The following is a 22,385-nucleotide window of genomic DNA, read 5'->3' as shown; positions in this document are numbered from 1 at the left end:
ACGGCGCCCAGCACCCACGACGATCCCAGCGCCGCGTCCCCCGGCGCCGCGAACGGCGAGGGCCCGGCCGCCGCTCCCCGGCCGACCCCCCCCATGCTCGCCCGCGCGGCCGCGGGGGGGAGCGGGGACACCCCCCGCCCCTTCGCCCCCGGAGACGTCTCCAACCCCGTCCCCGCCTGGTTCCTCGTCGTCACCGCCACCAACGTCCCCGCCGTCAACCGCGCCGTCTACCACGAGGCCACCGCCGCCAACGTCCTCTGCAACGCCGTCGACGACCCACCCTTCTGCGACTTCTACTTCCCCTCCGTCGTCCGCCGTGGCGACCTCCAGATCGCCATCTCCACCGCCGGAGCCAGTCCCGCCCTCGCCCAGCGCCTCCGCAAGGAGATCAACGCCCAGCTCCCCCTCGACACCGGCGACTGGCTCGCCGACCTCGGCAACCTCCGCCGCGAGGTCGTCGCCGCCGAGCCCCTCAACGACTCCCGCAAGCTCCTCCTCCACCAGCTCGCCTCCCGCGAGGTCTGCGGCTACGACGGCTGCCCCTCCCGCACCCTCGCTCGCGAGCACGCCAAGACCAATCCCCTCCCTGTACTCTCCGAACTAGAGGACGAAGCATGAGCTCCAACCCCCAGAACAGCGACCTGGACGCCCAACCCGGCCACGTCTACCTCGTTGGCGCAGGTCCCGGCGATCCGTCGCTCCTCACCCTCCGCGCCGCCCACCTCCTCCGCACCTGCGACGTCATCCTCCCCGACGACCTCGTCTCCGACGCCGTCCTCGACCTCGCCAGCCCCACCGCCCTCATCATCCCCGTCGGCAAACGCTGCGGCCAGCCTCGCATCACACAGGCTGGCATCCATGACCTCATGCTCCAACACGCCAGCTCCAAAGACGGCGAACCCGGCAGTTCCGTACTCCGCCTCAAATCCGGCGACCCCCTCGTCTTCGGCCGCGCCGGCGAAGAGATCGCCTTCCTCCGCGAACACAGCCTCCCCTTCGAGATCGTCCCCGGCATCACCGCCGCCTTCGCCGTAGCCGCCTCCCTGCAAACGCCCCTCACCGACCGCAACGCCGCCAGCAAGCTCATCCTCGCCACCGCCCACCACGCCGCCGGCAAAGTCACCCTGACGCCCTCACAAATGTGGTCCGGAGCCTTCCCCGACGACTCCACCCTCGTCCTCTACATGCCCGGCCGCGACTTCACCACCCTCGCCGCCAGCCTCATCGAATCCGGCATCCCACCCACCACCCCCTGCGTCGCCGTCAGCAAAGCCTCCACCCCCGACGAACACGTCTGCCCCACCACCCTGGAACACCTTGGTACCGCCCCCATAGGCCCAGCCCCAGTCCTCCTCCTAATCGGCCAAGCCATCCAAACAAACCCAAAGCCATAACCAACACTCAACCAAAACCACCCACCACTAAACACCCAAAGCTCAAAAATCGGCGCCATAAAAAATCGGTGTCATCGTTTTAAATCGGTGTTAGGCCTTTGCAGTTGCAGTTGCAGTTGCAGTTAACCTTTGCCTTAGCTCTTATCAGTTTTTTATCCCCATAATCACCGTTACGCCTTCATCCGCCCATCCACGAAATCCACAGTCACCCTACTGAGTAGGGTCAATCACCTTCATCCCCGAAGCCTCATCCGGCCTCTTCCGCAGCGGCACGCTATTTACCGTAACGAACACCTCCAGCGTAGGGTTCACATGCATCTCCCACAGATGCCCTCCCACGGTAGACCCGTCATGCTTCCCCAGCACAACATGCGTATGGACCACTGGCCTCCCGTTGAAGGTCGCGACATCCCCCATCATCGAGAGCACCTCCACCTGCTCCTTCACCTGAATCGCGTGATACACCTTCCGCCCCAGATTCAGCCAACCCAACGTAGCTCCACTCACCGCGCCAATGCCGGTAAAGTGCGCATCCTCCACCTTGTGCTGAATCGCAAAGTCCGTCAGCCCACTTAACACCTCATCGCCCTTCTGAAAGACCACGGCATACACCTTCTCGTCTGCCGTATCCTTCACCAACTTCACCTGCATCCCCGGAGCCAGCCCCGAAGGAATCGGCCGAGTAGGAAGAATCGTCTCCTCCCCACCACCCACCGCAGACCCAACCCCCTGCCCAAACCCCAACCCCGAAACCCCCATCAATAAAACCAAAAGAAAAACTACCCGCATAATCAAAACTCTCCCATCCCAAAATCAAAAAGTAACCAACAAAAATCGGTGTCATCGTTCTTAAAATCGGTGTTAAGCCTTTGCCTTTGCCGTTGTCTTTGCTCTTATCAGCCGTTCATCCCCCGAATCACCGTTACGCCTTACCCTAAACGCCCCCCCGCCACCTTAGCCGCCTCGAAGATCTGCTCGAACGACTCCACCGCATACAACACCGGCTGCATCGCCCCCGTATCGACCTTCGTCTCCAGCACAGCATCGAGGTCGAAGTCCTTCACCTCGCACCCACCCGCCAGCACCCGCGTACACTCCCCATGCGAGCTGATCAGCCCACTCCCATAGACCTTCACATCCCCGTCCTGCCGTATCAAGCCAAACTCTACCGTAAACCAGAACAGCCGCCCCATCCTCTCCAGCGCCACCGGATCTGCGATTAACGCCGAACAGATCTGCCCATAACGCTGCAGAAAGTCCGCAAACACCGGATGAGCATGCATCGGCACATGCCCGAAGACGTCATGAAAGATATCCGGCTCCGGCGTGTACTCCATGCTCTCCCTGCTCCGCAGCCACGTCGTCGTCGGAAACATCCTCGCCGCCAGCATCTCGAAGAACGCATCCGCCGGAAGAAAGCCGTTCACCGGAGTCGACTGCCACCCCGTCCTCGGCTCCAGCCTCACGCTTACGGCAGCCAGCTCCGGCAACGCATCCTCCTTCAACCCGATCAGCTCAAACCCCTCCAGATACTCCCGGCAAGCCGACGCCCGTAACTGTGGCATCCTCCGGCTCACCAGCTCCGCCCACAACCCATGCTGCTCCGCCGTGTAGGCTGTCCAGTCCTGTTCGATCAGAAAAGAGGCCGCTACCGATAACCTGCTCTGCGCCTGCTCCAGCTTGCTCAACACCGGCATAGATACCTGCTCTCCGCCACCGTTCCCATTCTCTTGAGCGAAAAGGATACATCCTTCCAACTAACCCTCGCACTCTCCTGATTTTAGGAATATCAACGGCTTACAACAAATTGATCGTTTTATGGAAATATAGGCGTTTTATGGAATCTTTATTTTCCCCATACAGCCAACATCGACCTAGCCTGCGGTTGCAGAGCAGGAGCGTGCAACACTCTCGCAGCGTTGGAAAGTGAGCTCTTGCATGCACGATGTCTCGCCCGCAGCCGAGTCACTACGCCACAAAGCACTGCAGGCAAAAGGAGACATGGAATGCCCGACAGTACGACAATCGTCGTCGCCGGGGCCACCGGAAACCTCGGTGGCCAAATCGTAAAATCACTCATCAAAGAAGGAGCCACAGTAAGAGCTCTCGTTCGCCCCAGTACAACCAAGGCCAAACGCGAGATACTGAAAAACTCCGGAGCAGCCATCGTAGAAGTCAACCTCCGTAACCCAGATCAGGTTGCGAAGGTCTGCGAGGGTGCCTCCTGCGTCGTCTCTGCCCTCTTAGGCCTGCGCGACGTAATCGTCGACACGCAGCAGACTCTCTTGGAAGGAAGCATTAAAGCCTCCGTGCCCCGCTTTATCCCATCGGACTTCTCATTCGACTACAAAAAATGGCCACGACACGAAGATCGCACCTTGGATCTTCGTCGGGACTTCAGTCTTAATAATCAGGCAATCCCCTCGACGTCGATCTTGACCGGAACCTTTATGGATCTGCTTCTCAGCCCCTCCCCCGCCTTCAACCTGGAGGACCGAACCGTGACCTGCTGGGGAGATCCCGACTACAAACTGGAATTTACAAGGCTCGGCGACGTCGCCGCCTTCACCGCGCTCGCAGCGTTGGACGAGTCAACCCCCGGAACGCTGCGGATCGTCGGGGAACGCATCAGTGCCCGCGAACTCGCCGCCGTTGCGGAGGAGGTTACCGGAGCTCCCTTTGAACTGATCCAGGCAGGCAGCATCTCCGATCTAAGTGAAATCGTCTCCGTGCTCCAACTCGGCTGGAAGCCGAACAAGACAGAGCTTTATCCTGAGTGGCAGAGCATGATGTCCGTAAGGACAATGTTTAGCGGGGCTGCCGAAGTAGAGCCGTTCGACAACCAGCGCTATCCTGACCTCCATTGGACCTCTGTGCGTGAACTTCTAGAGACACACCTCGCTTAAGCGCTGAGAGAAAGACGGCGAAGAAATCCGAGCCGTGCATGTTCTTAGCCCTGTAACGGAGGAGCGCGTGTCGGCTGAAAGAAACACGCTTGGAATATTTTCTTCACTAGACCGTTCATCAAAACGGCCCGCTGCGAAGCAGCTAAGGAGTACAGATGACCCCAGGAGAATGCCCTGAGCCTCTTCAACCCGCTTTGAATGAGACAGAGGAGAACCCTTACATACTCACTCCTTCCGTCTCCGTGATCCACAGAGAGTTCCCGCCTGATGTCTTTGTAGAACAGGCGTTAGAGACGCTGCCCCAACATTGCCATCTGATGGTGCAGCTTCTTTCGCCACATGCCACGGGGGAGTACGACCGCGGATACGGATTAAAGTCTTACCGAAAGCGGCGCAGCGATCTATGTATCATCCCCTCCGAATCCAATCCACGGATACGGCTATTGACGCCGGGGGCCTTCTTCTTGGTCTTCATCGAAAAGTCCTTCGTCCAGTCCCTCTTTGAAGACGACTCCGAGATCTTTGCAAGAGCAGATGTACGCTTTGCGATCGGCCAGAGAGACGAGCCCGCAACCACGCTTATCTCACTCCTGCACAAAGAAGCGAAAGAAGGTGCACCCTCTGGCCGCCTGTACAGCGACTCTCTTCTCAATGCGCTCATCCTGCGTCTGGCTATAATCAACAAATTCCCTCTTCAGACGAACTCGCTTCGGCGGGAGAACACATTGTCAGTTCCCCTCCTTCGGAGGGTCAAAGACCTGATCGAAGCTCATCTTCACGAAAATCTAAGCTTGGACCGCATCGCCCAGGAAGTCGGCTGCAGTACAACCCACTTCCACCGCGTCTTTCGGGCCGCAACCGGCCAGACCCCACATCAATACGTCCTCGAGAGCCGTCTCCTGAAAGCCCAAGAGCTTCTGCAACGCCGTACCAACAGCTTGGTCGAAGTCGCCACACAGTGTGGATTCGCAAGCCAATCCCATATGACAGACGTCTTTCGTGTCCGGCTCGGAGTTACCCCAGCCAGCTTCAGAAAGCAAACCTCAAACAAAGATCCCAAACACGAAACAAACAAACCACTTTGACCAAGCTCTTTAAGCTCTTATCAAGCAGTTATCCCTTGAATTACCGTTACGCCTTCCAACCAATTTCCTGTCAAGCCCCAAGAACCACCCCAGCGACGCAATCCAAAGCCTAACCACTGCCCATTCAATCACATACACAAACAAAATTTCCCCGGCAAAAGTGGCACTTTAGTTATGGCCGCCTCGGTAAAATAGAAGTACAGAGATTGAAACAAGAAGGAACGAGTCAGGCCCGGCGAACCATGCCGGGTCTAACTCATTGCAGGAGACTTATTTGGACGCAAGCCCTTTGTTTGGAATATTTTAGCGCAGACCTTCCACGCTATCCGCAACAAAACAAACCGCTTATACGCGGGCAAGGGGGGGTGGGGGTGGGGGTCGGTTGCGAAGGTGAGGAAGGGGTGGCAAAGGAGCAATGCTAGGATGCAACGATATCGTTCATCAAGGACATCATGGCCCTTCTACGAGAGTTGCGCTCCCTTACCCCCATACAAAGAAACACCTTTACCGCCTGCTTCCTGGGTTGGAGCATGGATGCCTTCGACTTCTTCCTCCTGACGTTATGCGTCAAGGCAATCGCCGGCGAGTTCCACGTAGGAGTTAAAGAGGTCGCCGAGGCCATCTTTTGGACCCTCGTCATGCGCCCCGTCGGAGCTCTCCTCTTCGGCCTCATGGCCGAGCGCTTCGGCCGCCGTCCGACCCTGATGCTGAACGTAGTCGCCTTCTCGGTCTTCGAGCTGGCCTCCGCCTTCGCGCCGTCGCTCGGAACCTTCCTGATCTGCCGCGCCTTCTTCGGCATCGCGATGGGCGGCGAGTGGGGCGTCGGAGCCGCTCTAGCCCTGGAGACCCTGCCTCCCACCAACCGAGGCTTCTTCTCCGGTCTCCTGCAAGAGGGCTACGTCGTCGGCAATCTGATGGCAGCCGCCCTCTACGGCCTCCTCTTCCCCCACCTCCACGGGACGGGAATGTTCACCCCCTGGCGCGTCATGTTCATGATCGGAGCCCTGCCCTCCCTCCTGGCCTTCTACCTCCGCTTCAAGGTAAAGGAGTCCCCCGCCTGGCTCGCCGGCAAAGACGCCCGCGCGCTCGAACGCAGTGCCCCACGCGTGCAGGGAGCGAAGTGGAAGGAAATCCTTACCTACCTCCCATCCTTCCTCTTCCTCATCGTCCTGATGACCATGTTCACCTCCTTCAGCCACGGAACCCAGGACCTCTACCCAACTTTCCTAGAAAAAGATCACGCTCTAGCACCACGCTCCGTAGGCTTCATCGTGGTCATCGCCAACATCGGAGCGCTCTTAGGAGGAATCTGCTGTGGCACAATCTCTGAACGCCTCGGACGCAAGAAGACCATCATCCTCGCCGCGCTGCTCGCCCTCCCGATGGTCCCACTTTGGGCCTGGTCCCACTCCGTCGCCACCCTAGCCATCGGAGGCTTCCTGATGCAATTCATGGTGCAAGGCGCGTGGGGAGTCATTCCAGCCCACCTCAACGAACTCTCTCCCGGTCCCGTCCGAGCCATCTTCCCCGGACTCGCCTACCAACTCGGCAATCTATTTTCATCCCGCAACAGCGTCTTCCAGGCAGCCTTCGCGAATCGCTTCTCAGGCGGAATGCTGAATATGGCACTCACTGGAACCGTCGTAATCGTCGCCTTACTAGTAGCAGTCGTGACTGCCTTAGGATCCGAGGCAAAAGGAGCTAACCTAACCGTTGTCGAACGATAGCCTTGCTGCCGAATGTGAAGCTTCTCCAAAGAAGTTCGCATAGACTCTGAAGATGCAGATATTCTAAGACGCTCTCCAAAATATCTAATCAATCAGAAAGAAGCACGAGGACGACATCACGATGAGAACTAAATTCTTCCTGGCCTTTGCATTCGCCGGAGCGACTCTCGCCAGCGCTCCTCTCAAGGCCCAGACTTCAACCTGGACTATCGATACAGCGCACTCCAACGTCAACTTCCAGGTTCGTCACCTGGCTGTCAGCACTGTTCGCGGATCGATCGGAGGAGTCAAAGGTACGATTGTGCAAGACGAGAAGGACATCACAAAGTCCACGATCAACGCCTCTGCCGATGCAGCGACAGTCAATACTGGTACTGAAGCTCGCGATAAGCATCTGAAGTCTCCTGACTTCTTCGATGTTGCGAAGTATCCTCAGTTACTCTTCAAATCCACTGCGATTACTGGAACACCTGGCAAGCTAAAGCTGGTCGGAGATCTGACGTTGGCTGGAGTGACCAAGAGCGTAACGCTCGATATCGATGGTCCGAGCGCGCCTCAGAAGACTCCCAAAGGAGTTACGATTAGTGGGTTTTCGGCTAGCGGATTGATCAGTCGGAAGGATTTTGAGTTTGGAACGAAATCTTCTGCAAGTCCAACGATCGGCGATGAAATCAAGTTCACGATCGATCTTGAGATCGACAAACAGTAGGAGAACCGAAGAGGACTCTCAGGAGTCCTCTTCGGTTACATTTTTGCGCGGAGCGGTTGGGATGGCTCCTGCTGGGTGAAGGTGGTCGATTCGGAGTCCTGTACATATTTCTTCAGGAGCTCGTGGTGGAGACAATAGAGAGCTAGTTCCAAGCGGTCCGAGACGCCGAGTTTGTCGTATACCTTCCGCAGGTAGTTCTTGATCACCTGCTCGGTCGTGCCAATCTGGTAAGCGATCTCTTTGTTACGCATTCCGCGAGTAATGCAACTGATAATCGCAAGTTCCTTCTTGGAGAGCTTGGGCTGAACCTTCGGGTCTGTTAGCGTCGTTGCCTGGGAACGGTATGCTTCGATGACCCAACTGATGGATTGGTTATCGATCCAGGTTTCGCCATCTGCGATCTTACGAATACATTTGACCAGCAGATCGGGCGAGATGGAGCGCGGCACAACGCCGCGAACGCCGCGGCGGTAGAGTTCGACCGTGTTTGATTCGTCGGTCTCTGTGACCTGTACGATGAGTTTGGCATCGGGAGCCTGACGAACAAGCTCTGGTATTGCGTCGATCGTTCCCGCGATCAGTTGCCCTTCCAATAACACTACGTCGGTTGGATAGCGCTGGAGTGCTGAATAGAGGTTGGTAAGCGTCTCCACCTGAGCGACAACCCGAATGTCATCTTCAATCGCAAAGATCTTCTTCATTCCGACACGGTAGATAGCTTGCGAGTCAGCCAGAATAACCCGAATCCCTGGCGCTGCTATACCGTTTTCTTCATGATCTTTCTCGTGGTTCTGAGTCTGACCAAAATTTACAACCGTCATAGTTCAGGCCTTTAGGAAGTATTCGTCGATCACCGCAGCCGCCTGCTTGGTATCGCCATGCATCTGATGACGTACGACGCGGCCGACGCAATGGATTGTCACGTCTCTCTGTGAACCCATCACGGACGAAGGCATCGCAATCGTGAATTCAATTCTGGAATTGACTGCGGGCAAAATCTCACCGACGAAGAGCAAGCCGTTCGCGGAGATATTTTCAGTCACTGCGTCCAATTCACCCTGAGCGCTATGAACGCGAAGGGCCAGCTTCATCGGAAAACGTACTGCAGTACGTACGGGATTTTCCCCGTCTGGCTTCTGCTGACGAGCCACACGTCCTCTTTTCCGGCCGACTGGTGGCGGCCACCCCGACTGCTGATCGATTAACAGGAGTTTATCGTACCTCGTCGTGATTCGCATGAGATATTTCAGCTACTTTCCGAGCTATGGTGCCTAACAATGCGGAGGGCTGCATAGGTCGGACGGATTACACTAGCACCCATGCTTCAACCCTACCGGAACGAGTTCAATCTTCGCTTTACAGACGAAGGTTATAAGGCGCTTCGGCGCGACTTGAGCCGCAAAACCGGTGTTGAGATTCCGTTCCGGGTCTGCGAGACACCGTGCTTCTTCGCGCGAGAAGTTATCGATAAATTGGCGGCTATTGGCGTTGAATTAACCAACCAACTTCTCGATAGTCCAGCCTACCTTAAGGTCTCTCGCGACGCTATTCCTGATACGTATCGCGTCAGCGGCTGGAGCGATCATCCGCACTTTATGACGGTAGATTTTGGCTTCGTCAAAAAAGCCGATGGTTCGCTGGAGCCAAAGCTCGTGGAGTTACAGGCTTTCCCCTCGATCTTTGGCTATCAGAGCCTTCTCTCTCAGCAGTACATCGAGACGTTCGGCCTTTCGGAGAATCTCGAGTGGCTGCTGGGCAAACGTACCAAGGCCAGTTACTGGCGGCTGCTTGGCGAGGTCATTCTGGGCGGACACGATCCGGAGAACGTTGTCCTTACCGAGGTTGAGCCAGATGGACAGAAGACGCTCCCGGACTTCAAGGTCTATGAGGACAAGCTCGGCATCGCGACCGTCGATATCACAAAGCTCCGCAAGGAAGGCGAGCGGCTGTTCTACCAGAAGGGTGGGCGGTGGATTCCGATTCACCGCATCTTCAACCGCGCCATTGCGGACGAGATGGAACGCAAGGGTACCCGACTGGCCTTCGACCTTCGAGACGATCTGGACGTCGAGTGGGCTGGCCATCCGAACTGGTACTTCCAGATCAGCAAACTCTCACTTCCCTACCTCAACCATCCCTCAGTTCCGAAGGCGGTGTTTCTGGACGAGTGGTTCGCCGGGAACTCCGACTTGCCGGAGGAGCGGGAGCGGGTGCTGCTGAAGCCGCTCTACTCTTTTGCCGGCAAAGGGATCAAGTTCGCGCCTACCGACGCGGAGCTGGCCGCGATTCCCGTAGGGGAGCGGCGTCTCTACCTGATGCAGGAGAGAGTCTCCTTTGAGCCTGTGATCCAGACTCCGGAGGGGCTCACCCAAGCGGAGGTGAGGGTTCTGTACGTCTGGCCCGACGGTGGGACGATGGAGCCGACCATCGGTCTCGTCCGCCTGGGGCGGGGGATGATGATGGGGGTCGATCATAACCGGGACCAGGGGTGGGTGGGCGGGTCGGCTGCGCTGTTCCCTCGCAGCCTCGCCTAGGCGTCTACCCTCTGGCTCCCCATGCCCCCTCCCCCCTTGCCTGGGCGCAAGCGTTTTCGTTTCAGCCACTTACGGCAGGAAAGGCGCGCCAAAATCTAAGAAACAAAAGGGTTACGGCCAAATCCGTTCAAACAAACAGGTTAAGTACGTCCCCTCCGGTTTGTCAGGTCTAAAAGATCAGGCCCGCCTTTTATGAGGGCGGGCCTGATCTTTCTAGTTCTATTTTACGAGTTTGACCATAACTAAAGTGCCACTTTTGTCTTACTTATTTTTGAAGGGCAAGTTGTTCTTTTTCTTTCAGTTGAGACCAACGCGGATGACTTTCTCCGGGTTGCAGGGCTTGACAGCTTTCGCAGGGTTTTAGGGCGCTGGGTTGGCGGCCAGGAAAGCGTTGATCTCGGCATACTCGGCGTCGGTGAGACGGAAGGTTGCGGCGGGGATGGTTCCGTCGACCTGTTTGGGACCGCGAGCGCCGACGATTGAGGCGGTGACCGCAGGGTTGTGGAGGGTCCAGGCGATCGCGATGACTCCCGCGGCGACGCCGTGGCGGGCTGCGATGGTCTTGAGGTGGTCCGCGATGGCCAGGTTTCGGGTGAGGTACGGCTCCTGGTAGTTTTTGGCGGTGCGACGGAAGTCGTCGAGAGGGAGGGCGGCGACACGCTCCTTGCTCATGGCACCGGTGAGCAGACCGGAGTGCATCGGCGCGTAGTTGATGGTGCCGATTCCGTTCTTGAGGCAGAAGGGGAGGATCTCGGGCTCCGCGGCGCGATTGATCATGGAGTAGGGCGGCTGGTTGGAGGTGATGGGAGCGATCTTGAGGGCGCGCTCCAGTTGCGAGACGCTGTAGTTGGAGGTGCCGATCCAGCGAACCTTCCCCTCGCGCTGGAGGTCGGCCATGGTGGACCAGCCTTCTTCAAGGTCTTCGTCGGGAATCGGCCAGTGAACCTGGTAGAGATCGATCGCCTCGACCTGAAGACGGCGAAGGCTGTCCTCGGCCTCGCGGCGGATGTCCTTCATAGAGCCGGTGATGTCGCCATCTTTATCCCAGACCCGTTCGCACTTGGTGAAGACATACGGCTTGTGCGAGGTGGATTTGAGGGCCTTGCCGACGATCTCTTCCGAGTGTCCGAGGCCGTAGACGGCGGCGGTATCGATCCAGTTGATGCCGAGATCGAGCGCGCGATGAATTGCGGCGATGGAGTCGTTGTCGTCCTGGGGGCCCCATGCGCTGGCCCAACCGGCTCCGCCGATGGCCCAGGCGCCCAGGCCTAGAGAAGTGATGTGAAGGTCTGAGTTGCCGAGTTGTTTGGTTTCCATGAATGGATTCGATGCAGGAGGGATGGGTTTCGATGATGATTCATGAACCATCGAACCTAATTTTCATCATGGCAATGCGGACAGATACCTGTCCTGATTCCTCGAAATCAGGGAGAGGCCATCGAGCACCTCCACGCTTCGCGGTGAACTACGAAGCGCGGAGTGCTCGAAGACCCGCTGCAGATAGGCATTTGATGCGTGGTGGAACGTTTATGCCCGCTTTCTAGTTCCCTAGACTGAAGGCGTAGAGTTTATTGTTGCCCGTACCGATGAGGTTGACGATATGAAATCCTGAGCCCCAGTAAAGGGTTCCGTTGACGATGGAGGGAGCGTCCACGACAGAGCCGCCACTTGCGAAGCTCCAAAGGATGCTTCCTGTTGCTGCGTTCAGGGCATACATCGATCCGGACATGGATCCCACATAGACGACTCCGTTTGCCACACTCGGAGCGCCTGTATCCAAGGCACCAACCTGTGGATCGGCTGTCTGCCATAGGACCTTGCCGGTCTTGACGTCGAGGCCAGCCCATGACCCCCAACTGATGACAGGGCCGTTGGGTTGCAAAGTGTAGTTGATGTGGCCGAAATTTCCGATGGGGACGTAGACGTTCTTTCCGTCTGTGGCGCTGCCCCACTCAACCCCTCCGGTCAAGCTGCCGGGACCGACCATTGTGCTCCAGACGATCTTGCCTGTATCTGGATTAAGAGCCCAATACACTCCGTTCTTTTGGCCGAAGCCGACGATATTTCCGACCAAGTTCGGACCTCCGCCTGACAGGTCCGCGTCTGAACCAAAGGGCGAAGGGCAGGAGACGCCTACCGGTACGGTGAGGCAAGCGACCGTCCAGGCATCATAGCTGCTCATCTGAGTCGACCATTTCATTGCTCCCGTGGTCAGGTCGAATGCGATGACGCTGTCGAAGTGATCTTCCGGCGGAGTACAGGGAGCGGTACTTTTATTCAACAGCGCGGCTGCTTCGCAGGTTTCTACACTGGAAGGAACCGAGTAGTTGTTTCCCGCACCTACATAGATCAGATTGCGAGTGGTATCAATCGCTGGGGGATTCCAGATGGAACCTCCGCTGTAGGCCTTCGTCTGGCCACCATTGTCCGGGACGGTGAAGGTCTTCCAAAGCACTGCTCCCGTCTGCGCGTTGAGTGCGACGAGGCTTCCGCGGAAGGTACAGCATGGATAGCTGGGGTCGGCAGCCAAGCCCTCCTCTACCGAGGAGACACCCACATAGATGACATTGTTGAAGGAGATGGGCGATCCGGTGATCACTGCGGCGGGATGGGTGTCCACCTTTGTTGCCCAATTCAAAGCGCCGGTTGCGGGGTCAACAGCAATGACGCTGGCACCCGCATGTGCCGACTGATTGATTACGTTGTCACCGATGATTACTTCGTTGCTGAGAACGAGTGGACTGACTCTGGACATTGCTCCGCTCATGCCATCGTAGGTCGATACTTTTGCTCCAGATTTGTTTTCCAGTGTCGGCTTGTACGGCGAATAGGTTTCCTGCCCAGTCGGGGAAGTAGACTACGTTTCCACTTACTGTCGGTGTCGCGGAGACGCTGTCTCCGGTGATGAAGGTCCACTTTACCTTGAGGCCCTTGACGTTTGATGTATTGAGAGTGGTTTCGCTGGCTTGTTGACGTGTGTTACTGAGGTTCTGTCCTGCGGATTGCCATGTAGCTGCGGCCAGCGATTGAGCGCTGCTCGATAGATTGGCTGCGCAACATAATATTGAGAGAAGCAAGGTGTATTTAAGGCGAGAGACGTCCATAGAATTGGCTTTCAAGTTCTTTCTCCGATCAGGTAGTAGTTCCTTGTTCGTTCCTCTTCCACTGCAGAGCTAAGGCTGCTCATTCCAGCGGACACACGAGATGGATCGCAGGTAGTTCGCAAAGTGCGAACTATCACGGAAATTCACTACTCGTTGCCCCAGCCATGAGACATGGCGAGTTATCCCGGTAAGGAAAACTTATGGGGCAAGTTATATAGTCTGCTAGTGAGGGAGAGAGGGAGAAAGCTCTGCTTTTGGCCTTTTGTGCTGGGCCATTCTAAGTTCAGTGACGGGTAAGACACACCAGAGACTGGAACTATTCCAACGGATTCGAGGCGGGAGGGGCCTTGCTCCAAAAAGATACAAAATGGTGACAATTTACGGAGACGCGATTCATGCTGGGGCGTTCATGAAGGAAGTGATTTGTTTTTTCTTTATGGTGATCCAGACAAGAATGCTCGCGTCGGGCGCGAGCAATCTTGTCTGGATGGTGAAGCTGCTAGTTTGCCAAGCTAAAGGCGTAGATCTTGTTGTTGTTGTTTCCTAGGATGGTTGCGGAGTGGAAGCCTGAACCCCAGTAGACGGTGCCATCCACGATGGATGGAGCATCAATCACGGAGCCGCCGCTGGCAAAGCTCCAGAGGATGGCTCCTGTCTTGGCGTTGAGAGCGTACATGGTTCCGGACATGGAGCCGAAGTATACGACTCCATTTGCGACGCTGGGAGCGCCTGTATCGAAGGTGCCTGCATCTGGATCCGCGGTTTGCCACAGGATTTTGCCCTTCTTGGCGTCCAGACCGGACCAGAATCCCCAATTGATTCGAGGACCACTCGGCTGTAAGAGATAACTGGTGTTATTAAAGTTTGAGATGGGAACGTAGATTCTATCTCCGTCCGTAGCGGTGCCCCACTGAATTCCTCCCTCGACGCTTCCGGGACCAACTAGGTTCGCCCAGACGATGTGTCCATCGTCAGGGTTGAGGGCCCAGTACATTCCGTTCTTTTGACCGAAGCCGACCGTGTTGTTGACCAGGTTCGGGCCGCCCGCGGTAAGGTCGGCGTCGGGACCGGAGGGCGAGGGGCATGCGACGCCGGGCGGCATGGTCCTGCAAGCGAGTGTGAAGGCATCGTAGGTATTCAGCTTCGTCGACCATTTAATCGCGCCGGTCTTCAGATCGAGCGCCATGACGCTGTCGATGTGGTCCTCGTCAGGGGTACAGGAGTGGTGATCGTTATTCTGGAGAGCGGCTACTTCGCAGGCTTTGACACTTGCGGGAACGGTGTAGTTGTTTCCCGTGCCGATGTAGATTAGACCGCGCGTTGGATCGATGGCGGGCGGATTCCAGATGGAGCCGCCACTATAGGCGTCGGTGGCACCTTGATTGTCGGGAACGATAAAGGTCTTCCAAAGCAGGGCGCCGGTCTGGGCGTTGAGTGCCACCAAGCTGCCGCGGAAGGTGCAACATGGATACCCGGCCACGTTTGCCAGTCCCTCCTCATTGGAGGAGACGCCGACGTAGATGATGTTATTGAATGCTATGGGTGAGCCGGTGATCACTGCCGCCTGATGATCTTCTACTTTGGTGACCCACTTCAAGGCCCCGGAGGCAGGATCGACGGCTATGACGCTGGCTCCTGGATGCGTTGCGGAGCGGTCGATTACGCTGTCGCCGATGACTACTTCGTTGTCGAGGACGAGCGGGCTGATCCTCGACATGGCTCCGGTGATTCCGTCGTAGGAGGATACCTGGTGGCTCCATATTTGTTTGCCGGTATCGGCTCGGATTGCAAATAGATTTCCGGCCCAATCGGGTGCGTAGATGGCGTTGTGACTTACTGTGGGTGTTGCGGAGACACTGCTTCCGGTGGTGAAGACCCACTTCACCTTGAGGCCTTTGACGTTGAAGGGATTGAGGGTGGCCTCGTTCGGCTGTTGACGGGTGTTGCTGAGGTTCTGTCCGGCGGATGGCCATGCTGGTGTAGTCAGGGATTGGGCGCTACTTGATATGTTGGCTCCGCACCACAGTACTGAGAGAAACAAGGCGGATTTAAGGCAAGTTACATCCATAGAAGTGAGTTTCACAATTTCTCCTATCAGGTAATTCTCGGTTCTTGCTATGTCCACCGCAGAGGAGACGCAGTTCCTTGCCGTGGGCACACGAGAGGATTGATCTCAGTCTTCGCCCAGTCATGAGACATAACGAGGTATGCCACCAGGAGGACCTTATGGGCAGGATTGATACAGGCGTCCCTTCCTATGGGGAGGGAGAGACATGATCTACTTTGGCCCTCTACTTACGGCCATTTTTGGTTTTACTATCTGAATAAAACACGGCTGTTCCGGGCCTATTCCCAACGGGGCCGCGGGCGAACAGGTGAACTACGGAAGGATCTTTACGGCTGGAGCGCCAACGTAAGTACGTCGCTGTCATATAGGTTCGCCAGTTCTATGTAGGTCACTCCCAATGCTTCCGCCAGAGCGCGAGACTGGCCTACTCGCTGCAGGTCGTTTTCGGTATCTATGAGGAGCCCGTTGGCGCGTAGTTGGGGTGCTACGTCCAGCGCTTCCTTCCAAGGGTCTCCTCCGTGCAAGGGGACGTTGGCGCGTCCGTCGGTCAGGAGTACCAGGATCGTGGAGGGCGTGATGTAGTTGCGGGCGAGGTCGAGGGCGTGGGCCAAGGGGGTTCTGCCGCCGGTGGGGAGGTATTCGAGGGCGGCCTTTGCGTCCTGCACGATGGTGGTAGGCTCCAGCACGACCTGAGCGAGGGGGCCGCGAAAGACGATGAGGGCTACTTCGTCTCCATTCTTGAAGGAGCGATCGAGGAGGCTGGTGGCCGCGCCTTTGACGAGGCGCATGCGCTCCTGCGCTGCGTGGGAGCCGCTGGAGTCGATGACGAAGAGGAAGCGCGTGCCAGTGCGGGGCTTGCGGATGCGCTCGTGCAAGTCGGAGAGGCGGGGTTGGGTGTTGCCATTTGCAAGGAGCGTGTGGCTCAGGGTGGCGCGGAGGTCGAGTTCGTTGGGGGTTTCGGTGCGGCGGGCTCCGATGACCGGGCCGTGGTTGCCGTTGGTGGTTTGGGCGCTGACTCCTCTTGCTGGTTCGCCCTCGAAGTGGGCTTGTAGTTGCGGGGCTTCGATCTGGCGGGGGGTGAAGATTCGCTCCATGCTCTCGTTTGCTTCCTGGCCTGGGGCTTCGGATGGCGGTGGAGGTGGGGGTTGCCGGGGTGGGGGAGTTGGGGGGCGTCCTCCCTGGCGGGTGCGGTGGGCGAGGACTAAGGGGAGGATGGTGGCTACGTGGTGGGGCTCCACTGCGGTGTCTCCGGAGAGCGCGGCGTAGGCGATGCTGGCTCGGACGGCGGAGAGGTCGGCGCGCAGGGAGCGTACTCCCTTGTCGCAGACGGCGGTGCTGATGTGGGCGAGGATCTCGCTGGAGCAGGTGATGGAGGTGAGTTGGGCTCGGGCGTTGGCTACCTGCTCGCGGAGGTGCTGCTGGTGCTCGGACCAGTCGGAGGCGAAGTGGAGGGGGTCGCGTTCGAAGGCGATTCTTCGTTCTACGAGGGCTTGGCGGTCGGTTGGATCTAGTGGCGCCTGGATGTCTACTGCCAGGGCGAAGCGGTCGAGGAGTTGGGGGCGGAGGGAGCCCTCTTCGGGGTTCATGCTGCCGAGCAGGACGAACTCGGCGGGGTGCGATGCGCTGAAGCCCTCGCGCTCAATTACGTTGACTCCGCTGGCGGCGGCGTCGAGCAAGGCGTCGCCGAGGTGGCCGGGGAGCAGGTTGACCTCGTCGACGTAGAGGACTCCGCGATGAGCTTCGGAGAGCAGGCCGGGTTTGAGGGCGGGGTCGCCCTTGAGGGCGCGCTCGAGGTGGAGGCCACCGAGGAGGCGGTCTTCGGTGGCTCCGATGGGGAGGTTGATGAAGGGGGCGGGCTCGGGGAGTAGCGCGGCGAGGCCGCGGGCGGCGGTGGTCTTGCCTGCACCTTTGTCGCCGCGCAGCAGGACGCTGACGCGCCAGTCTACGGCTGCGAGGAGGAGGGCCAGCTTCATCTCCTGTTGGCCGAAGATGGCGGCGAAGGGGTAGAGGGGAGGCTTCATTAGACGGTCTCCCGCTTGCGCTCGCCTTGTTGTTCGAGGAGGGTTTCGCTTTCGAGGAGGACGCCGCGGAGGGCGGCGAGGGTCTCGGGTGAGGGGTTCTCCCAAAGCTCGCGGTTGGCGGCTTCGAGGAGGCGTTCGGCGATGGCGTTCAGAGCCCAGGGGTTGGAGGAGTTGAGGAAGTCGCGCATCTGCTGGGAGAGGGCGTAGTGCTCGGCTAGGCCTTCGTAGACGAAGTCGGGGACGATCTGGGCGGTGGCGTCGAAGCCGAAGATGTAGTCGACGGTGGCAGCGAGCTCGAGGCCACCTTTGTAGCCGTGGCGCTGGATGCTCTCGATCCACTTGGGATTGATGACGCGGGAGCGATAGACGCGCAGGGCCTCTTCGCGGAGGTCGCGGACCTGAACGGTATCGGGGCGGGAGCTGTCGCCGAAGTAGGCTTTGGGCTGTACTCCGGTGAGGGCACGGATGGAGGCGACCATGCCTCCGTGAAACTGGAAGTAGTCGTCGGAGTCGAAGATATCGTGCTCGCGGTTGTCCTGATTATGGAGGGCGACCTGAACGGACTTCAATCGCTCGGCGAAGACGGGGCGGGCGTCGATGCCGTCGACGTCGCGGCCGTAGGCGTAGCCACCCCACTCCAGGAAGGCTCGGGCGAAGTCGGCGTCGCCCTCCCAGTTGCCGGTTTCGATCAAAGGCAAGATGCCTGCGCCGTAGGCTCCGGGTTTCGAGCCGAACATGCGGTAGCGGGCCTGAGCTTCGGCTTCTTCGGCGGGGAGGTCTTTGTTTTTTTCGAGGTCGGCGAGGTAGTGTTTGCGGGGGAAGTTTTGTTCAAGCGGCTCGTCTTGCTCTATGACGAGAGAGACTGCTTGATCGAAGAGGTCGATGAGGTGGGGGAAGGCGTCGCGGAAGAAGCCGCTGATGCGCAGGGTTACGTCGATGCGCGGTCGGGCTAGTTTTTCGAGGGGGACGAGGGCTACACCTTCGAGGCGGCGGGACTGGGGGTTCCAAGTGGGCTCGACGCCGAGGAGGGCGAGGGCTTCGGCGATGTCGTCGCCGTGGGTGCGCATCTGGGAGGTGCCCCAGACGCTGAGGCCCATCATCTCGGGGTAGGTGTTCTCTTCTTTGCGGAAGCGTTCGATGGCTTCGCGGGCTAACTGCTGGCCTACGCGCCAGGCGGCTTGCGAAGGGAGGGCGCGGGGATCGACGGCGTAGAAGTTTCGTCCGGTGGGAAGGATGTGGGCCATGCCTCGAGTGGGGGCTCCGGCGGGTCCGGCGGGGATGTACTTCCCTTCCAGCGCGTCGAGGAGGTGCTCGATCTCGTCGCCGGACTGTTCGAGCTTCGGCACCAGCTCGGTGCAGGCGAAGGCGAGGACCTTGCCGACCTCTTCGGATTGGAGGCCGAGGATGGATCGCTGCACGTCGGCGATGGTATCGGGGCGGAAGCCGAGGCTCTCGAGCATGGTGTAGAGATCGAGGGCGGCGCGGTCGAGGATTTCGAGGACGTCGGCGTGGGTGTGGCAGGTCTGCGTGAGGACGAGGCAGCTGGCGGGGAGGCGTTCGCCGGGCTTTTCTAGGAGCGCCGCCAGGTCGAAGCCGAAGGCGGTGGCGAGAGTGGTTTGGAGGCTTGCGGCTCCGGCGTTGGAGAGGCGGGTGAGGGAGCGAAGCATCTCCGGCAGTGGAGGCATCTGGCCGAGGATGTGGAGACCGTCGCGGATCTGAGCCATGCCGAGTTCGCAGAGGTAGCCGTCTAGGTTTTCGATGAGGTGGGCTACGTCGCTGCCACTCATCTCGGCGAGCGTGGTGGGAACGCCCTCGGGGGTGAGCTCGTCGTCCCACTCGTGGGTGTGGTCGCCGTGATCGCGGGAGAGCATGCTCTTGAGGTCGAGGTCGGACTGGAGGTTTGCCTTTTGCACCAGGTCCCAGATCTGTTGCTGGAGGTAGGGGAGCTTGGTGGGGTCGAGTTTTTCTACGGCGTAGTACTCGTTGACCAGTTGGTTGAGTTCCGCGAGGGAGCCGTAGGTCTCGGCGGAGGTCATGGGTGGGGTGAGGTGGTCGACGATGACGGCGTGGGCGCGGCGTTTCGACTGGCTGCCTTCACCGGGGTCGTTGATGATGAAGGGGTAGATCAGAGGCATATCCTGCAAGAGCAGGTCCGGGAAGCACTCGGAGGAGAGGCCGATTCCCTTGCCCGGCAGCCATTCGAGGGTGCCGTGTTTGCCCATGTGGACGATGGCGTCCGCGCCCCATCCGCCTTCGGATTGCGGAGTTCCGAGCCAGCGATAGAAGGCGGCGTAATGGTGGGTGGGGGGAAGGTCGGGGGTGTGGTAGATGGCGTCGGGGTCGATGCCGTACCCGCGTGGCGGCTGTAGGGCGATGAGGGCGTTGCCGAAAGTCATGGCGGCGAAGTGGTAGTCGTGGTCGTCGCTCCAGGGCTCGCCGTCGAAGGCTGCGATCTTTCCGGCGAGGCTACCCAGGAGCTTCTTGTCGGTCTTGGGTTTTACCGGGCGAAGGCTGGAGCCGCGATCCTGGGGCTGTCCCCAGAAGTCTTCCATCTTGCGCTTTGCGCTCTCTGGAAAGGCAGTGAAGAGCTTGCGGTAGGCCGTGCGAGAGAAGCGGAGGGCCTGTGCGGGGTCGAGGGGATAGCGGTCGTCGTAGCTGCCACGGGAGAGGAGATCCTGCATCAGCTCATCGGAGGTCTGCGGGACGGTGCCGATGGTGTAGCGTCTGCTCTTTAAGGCGTGGAGGGTGGTGAGTAGGCTGGCTGGGGAGTCGAGTCCTACGGCTCCTCCGACCTGCGAGGCCTTGGCCGCGGAGTTGGTGAGGACGAAGGCGACGCGGCGCTCCGGGTTGGGGGTGTGGCGGAGCTTTGCGAGGCGGACGGCGATTCCAGCGGCTCGCTCGGCGCGTTCTTCGTGGGCGATGTAGAGGCTCTCGGAGCCGGCGTCGCCGCGCTCTTTGAAGGAGACGGGCACGGAGACGATGCGTCCGTCGAACTCGGGGATGGCGACGTTGACGGCGGTGTCGATGGCGTTGAGGCCGCGACGTGATCCTTCCCAGGCTCCGCGAGGCATGGTGCTGGCGATGGCTTGGACGACTGGAATGCCGAGGCGTTCGAGCGATGCGACGGCCTCGCCGGCCTCGGTGACGTCGCCGGTGTTGATCTCGCCGAGGGCGAAGGAGAGGGTGGAGATCAGGACGTCAGCGCGGCCTTCGATCCATTGGAATGCGGCGGGGCGGCCCGCTTCCTTTGATTTGAGGCTGGAGGTGAAGATGCAGAGGGCGTTCGCGCCTTGGGCTTGCAGGGCTTGGGCGATCACGTCGATGAAGCCGGTATTGCCGCTCATGCGGTGGGCGCGGTAGAAGAGGACCGCGACGGTGGGCTTGGTTGCATCCGCTTGCCGTTGCCAATCTTCGAGGGTCGCGATGTCCATGTCGGGAAGGTAGATTCCGTGCTCGGACATGGCGTCTGGAGGGGCGTAGCCGAAGCCGGTTAGGAGGAGGCGGTCGGACAAAAAACGAAAGAGCTCAAGGTAGTTGTTGATGCCGCCTAGCGCCAGATAATTGGCGGCGGTCTCCATTACGTCTGCGGGGACGTGGACGGTCTGGGAGAACTCGGGGGTGAGCTCGCCGGTTCCGCTGACGAGGACCAGGGATTGTCCGCGTTCGAGGCAGGTCGCGCGCAGCTTATCGAAGCCGGGGACGCAGCTCAACGGACCGTGAACGCGTAGCACGATGACGCGTGCGCTGCCGAGATCTCCGGCGAGCAGGACGTCCATCTGGTCTTCGCTGTGGAGTGAGTTGAGGGAGTAGGCGCCTACCTTCAACTCGGCTGGAAGAAGCTCGCGGGCCTTCATGAGGGTGAGGACATCGGTGTCGGCGTGCGACATGAGCATGATGCGGCCGTCGAGTTGCGGGGCCTTTGCTTCTGCGGGCTCGTCTGTCAGTATCGGAAGTCGAACGTCCCAGTCGTAGTAGTTGAAGACGAACTCGGTCAGCTCGGCGGGCGGCTTTAAGAATCTGTCGGCTTGCAACATGGAGTCGATGTAGTCGAAGATCTGGCGGACCTGCCAGGGGCTGTTGACGGAGTGAAACCAGACCGACTTGCCATCGAAGACCAAGCTTGCGACGTTGGCCAGAACACAGGGTCCGAGGCAGCCGCCCTTGGTGAGATGAACTGCGTTGCGGATCTTGCGCTTGGTCCACTCTTCTTTGTAGACGTCGACGGGCACCGCCGCGTATCCGCGATCGGTTCGTCCACAGCAGCAGCCGGTGAAGCAGTAGGAGAGGTGTGCACGGTGCTGCACGATATTGAGTGTCCGGCCATCGGCGCGAATCACGCGCTGGCGATATGAGGTCGACATGGTTCTATTTCCTCCGAAGGAGTTCGGTGACGGATGGCATGGACCTAATGCGGTCTACCGGGCTCCCGATGAAAGGGAGCAGAGCAGCCGCTGAATCGCTATAGGTCAGGGCCATAGAGACCGGACCGTCCGCGAGACTGGGGGGTGCAGGGGATGGCTCCGCGCAGACCGGTGGGTCAGGCGGGGACGTGAACTCTCTTCGAGGGAATCAGGAATGAGACGCAAGGTTTCTGTTCTCCGCAGAAATTGCAGTTTGAACCCCGGCAGGTCTCCTGGCTCAAAGACGGTATCTTTCTACCGGACCGCTCTCCTTCCCCAGAGGTTCCTGAGTGGACTTGCAAGCGGCTTTTCTTTGTTTACAGTGGCGGGACCGCGCCGGTATCGCTCCGGACTTCCCTTTTAAGCCCACGCTGGGCACCCTGGGTCTACTTCATTAAAGCACGAGAGCCCTTTTCTGAGCGCCGCTTGTGCATGGT

General features: G+C 59.0%; 17 protein-coding genes and 1 riboswitch. Of the genes, 7 read left to right on the top strand and 10 right to left on the bottom strand.

The window, feature by feature from the left end:
• A partial coding sequence (locus HB393_RS10560) for a bifunctional precorrin-2 dehydrogenase/sirohydrochlorin ferrochelatase (protein WP_255550971.1) occupies positions 1 to 618 on the top strand: 618 nt, incomplete at its 5' end.
• Positions 615 to 1,394, top strand: coding sequence for a uroporphyrinogen-III C-methyltransferase (cobA, locus tag HB393_RS10555; protein ID WP_213805119.1), 780 nt, complete (start codon positions 615 to 617; stop codon positions 1,392 to 1,394). The genes HB393_RS10560 and cobA, both read left to right, overlap by 4 nt.
• 210 nt (positions 1,395 to 1,604) lie before the next feature.
• On the opposite strand, the gene HB393_RS10550 is transcribed toward cobA, so the two are convergent.
• Both HB393_RS10550 and HB393_RS10545 read right to left on the bottom strand, forming a co-directional pair.
• Positions 1,605 to 2,183, bottom strand: coding sequence for a DUF296 domain-containing protein (locus HB393_RS10550; protein WP_255550970.1), 579 nt, complete (start codon positions 2,181 to 2,183; stop codon positions 1,605 to 1,607).
• Positions 2,184 to 2,323: 140 nt separating this feature from the next.
• Entirely contained in the window at positions 2,324 to 3,091 is a 768-nt protein-coding gene (locus tag HB393_RS10545; RefSeq protein ID WP_213805118.1) for a phenylalanine 4-monooxygenase, read from the bottom strand.
• A gap of 309 nt (positions 3,092 to 3,400) precedes the next feature.
• Here HB393_RS10545 and HB393_RS10540 point away from each other — a divergent pair, with 309 nt between their 5' ends.
• The 4 genes from HB393_RS10540 (at position 3,401) to HB393_RS10525 (ending at position 7,821) form a co-directional block, all read left to right on the top strand.
• A complete protein-coding gene (locus HB393_RS10540; RefSeq protein ID WP_213805117.1) occupies positions 3,401 to 4,300 on the top strand; it encodes an NmrA family NAD(P)-binding protein in 900 nt (299 codons plus the stop codon).
• A gap of 155 nt (positions 4,301 to 4,455) precedes the next feature.
• Positions 4,456 to 5,385 carry an AraC family transcriptional regulator gene (locus tag HB393_RS10535; protein WP_213805116.1) on the top strand — a complete coding sequence of 310 codons (930 nt, stop codon included), beginning with the start codon at positions 4,456 to 4,458 and terminating at the stop codon, positions 5,383 to 5,385.
• A 452-nt stretch (positions 5,386 to 5,837) separates the two neighbouring features.
• Entirely contained in the window at positions 5,838 to 7,112 is a 1,275-nt protein-coding gene (locus tag HB393_RS10530; protein WP_213805115.1) for an MFS transporter, read from the top strand.
• 121 nt (positions 7,113 to 7,233) lie between these two features.
• Entirely contained in the window at positions 7,234 to 7,821 is a 588-nt protein-coding gene (locus HB393_RS10525; protein ID WP_213805114.1) for a YceI family protein, read from the top strand.
• Between the two features lie 35 nt (positions 7,822 to 7,856).
• Here the strand turns inward: HB393_RS10525 and HB393_RS10520 are convergent, their stop codons facing one another.
• On the bottom strand, positions 7,857 to 8,642 hold the full coding sequence (locus tag HB393_RS10520) for a response regulator transcription factor (RefSeq protein WP_213805113.1): 786 nt from the start codon (positions 8,640 to 8,642) through the stop codon (positions 7,857 to 7,859).
• A 3-nt stretch (positions 8,643 to 8,645) separates the two neighbouring features.
• Positions 8,646 to 8,972, bottom strand: a complete 327-nt coding sequence (locus HB393_RS10515; protein WP_345945135.1) for a PilZ domain-containing protein — start codon at positions 8,970 to 8,972, stop codon at positions 8,646 to 8,648.
• 168 nt (positions 8,973 to 9,140) lie between these two features.
• Between HB393_RS10515 and HB393_RS10510 the strand changes: the two genes are divergently transcribed.
• Complete coding sequence (locus HB393_RS10510) at positions 9,141 to 10,355, top strand: hypothetical protein (RefSeq protein WP_213805111.1); 1,215 nt, start codon at positions 9,141 to 9,143, stop codon at positions 10,353 to 10,355.
• Between the two features lie 360 nt (positions 10,356 to 10,715).
• Here the strand turns inward: HB393_RS10510 and HB393_RS10505 are convergent, their stop codons facing one another.
• The 6 genes from HB393_RS10505 to cobN all read right to left on the bottom strand — a co-directional run bounded on the left by HB393_RS10505 (position 10,716) and on the right by cobN (position 21,909).
• A complete protein-coding gene (locus tag HB393_RS10505; protein WP_213805110.1) occupies positions 10,716 to 11,672 on the bottom strand; it encodes an aldo/keto reductase in 957 nt (318 codons plus the stop codon).
• 223 nt (positions 11,673 to 11,895) lie between these two features.
• Entirely contained in the window at positions 11,896 to 13,110 is a 1,215-nt protein-coding gene (locus tag HB393_RS10500) for a PQQ-binding-like beta-propeller repeat protein (protein ID WP_213805109.1), read from the bottom strand.
• Positions 13,061 to 13,459 carry a PQQ-binding-like beta-propeller repeat protein gene (locus HB393_RS10495; protein ID WP_255550980.1) on the bottom strand — a complete coding sequence of 133 codons (399 nt, stop codon included), beginning with the start codon at positions 13,457 to 13,459 and terminating at the stop codon, positions 13,061 to 13,063. Before HB393_RS10495 ends, HB393_RS10500 begins: the two co-directional genes overlap by 50 nt.
• Positions 13,460 to 13,958: 499 nt before the next feature.
• Positions 13,959 to 15,542, bottom strand: coding sequence for a PQQ-binding-like beta-propeller repeat protein (locus tag HB393_RS10490; protein WP_345945134.1), 1,584 nt, complete (start codon positions 15,540 to 15,542; stop codon positions 13,959 to 13,961).
• A gap of 311 nt (positions 15,543 to 15,853) precedes the next feature.
• Positions 15,854 to 17,548, bottom strand: a complete 1,695-nt coding sequence (locus tag HB393_RS10485) for an ATP-binding protein (protein ID WP_213805107.1) — start codon at positions 17,546 to 17,548, stop codon at positions 15,854 to 15,856.
• Entirely contained in the window at positions 17,548 to 21,909 is a 4,362-nt protein-coding gene (gene cobN / locus HB393_RS10480; protein WP_213805106.1) for a cobaltochelatase subunit CobN, read from the bottom strand. The genes HB393_RS10485 and cobN overlap by 1 nt, the downstream gene beginning before the upstream one ends.
• 244 nt (positions 21,910 to 22,153) lie before the next feature.
• Positions 22,154 to 22,346, bottom strand: a riboswitch (cobalamin riboswitch).
• Positions 22,347 to 22,385 lie beyond the last annotated feature (39 nt).

It is taken from the genome of Granulicella sp. dw_53, assembly GCF_018449545.1.
In the GTDB taxonomy this organism is placed as follows: domain Bacteria; phylum Acidobacteriota; class Terriglobia; order Terriglobales; family Acidobacteriaceae; genus Edaphobacter.
The sequence above is the reverse complement of the archived record's forward strand: the minus strand, read 5'-3'. Positions and strand labels throughout refer to the sequence as shown.

Bases quoted from the DNA above. Each gene is read 5' to 3' on its own strand.
- HB393_RS10535 (WP_213805116.1), top strand. From the start codon at position 4,456: ATGACCCCAGGAGAATGCCCTGAGCCTCTTCAACCCGCTTTGAATGAG.
- HB393_RS10485 (WP_213805107.1), bottom strand. From the start codon at position 17,548: ATGAAGCCTCCCCTCTACCCCTTCGCCGCCATCTTCGGCCAACAGGAG.
- HB393_RS10550 (WP_255550970.1), bottom strand. From the start codon at position 2,183: ATGCGGGTAGTTTTTCTTTTGGTTTTATTGATGGGGGTTTCGGGGTTG.
- HB393_RS10495 (WP_255550980.1), bottom strand. From the start codon at position 13,459: ATGGACGTCTCTCGCCTTAAATACACCTTGCTTCTCTCAATATTATGT.
- HB393_RS10510 (WP_213805111.1), top strand. From the start codon at position 9,141: ATGCTTCAACCCTACCGGAACGAGTTCAATCTTCGCTTTACAGACGAA.
- HB393_RS10520 (WP_213805113.1), bottom strand. From the start codon at position 8,642: ATGACGGTTGTAAATTTTGGTCAGACTCAGAACCACGAGAAAGATCAT.
- HB393_RS10500 (WP_213805109.1), bottom strand. From the start codon at position 13,110: ATGTCCAGAGTCAGTCCACTCGTTCTCAGCAACGAAGTAATCATCGGT.
- HB393_RS10540 (WP_213805117.1), top strand. From the start codon at position 3,401: ATGCCCGACAGTACGACAATCGTCGTCGCCGGGGCCACCGGAAACCTC.
- HB393_RS10525 (WP_213805114.1), top strand. From the start codon at position 7,234: ATGAGAACTAAATTCTTCCTGGCCTTTGCATTCGCCGGAGCGACTCTC.
- HB393_RS10505 (WP_213805110.1), bottom strand. From the start codon at position 11,672: ATGGAAACCAAACAACTCGGCAACTCAGACCTTCACATCACTTCTCTA.
- HB393_RS10545 (WP_213805118.1), bottom strand. From the start codon at position 3,091: ATGCCGGTGTTGAGCAAGCTGGAGCAGGCGCAGAGCAGGTTATCGGTA.
- cobN (WP_213805106.1), bottom strand. From the start codon at position 21,909: ATGTCGACCTCATATCGCCAGCGCGTGATTCGCGCCGATGGCCGGACA.
- HB393_RS10530 (WP_213805115.1), top strand. From the start codon at position 5,838: ATGGCCCTTCTACGAGAGTTGCGCTCCCTTACCCCCATACAAAGAAAC.
- cobA (WP_213805119.1), top strand. From the start codon at position 615: ATGAGCTCCAACCCCCAGAACAGCGACCTGGACGCCCAACCCGGCCAC.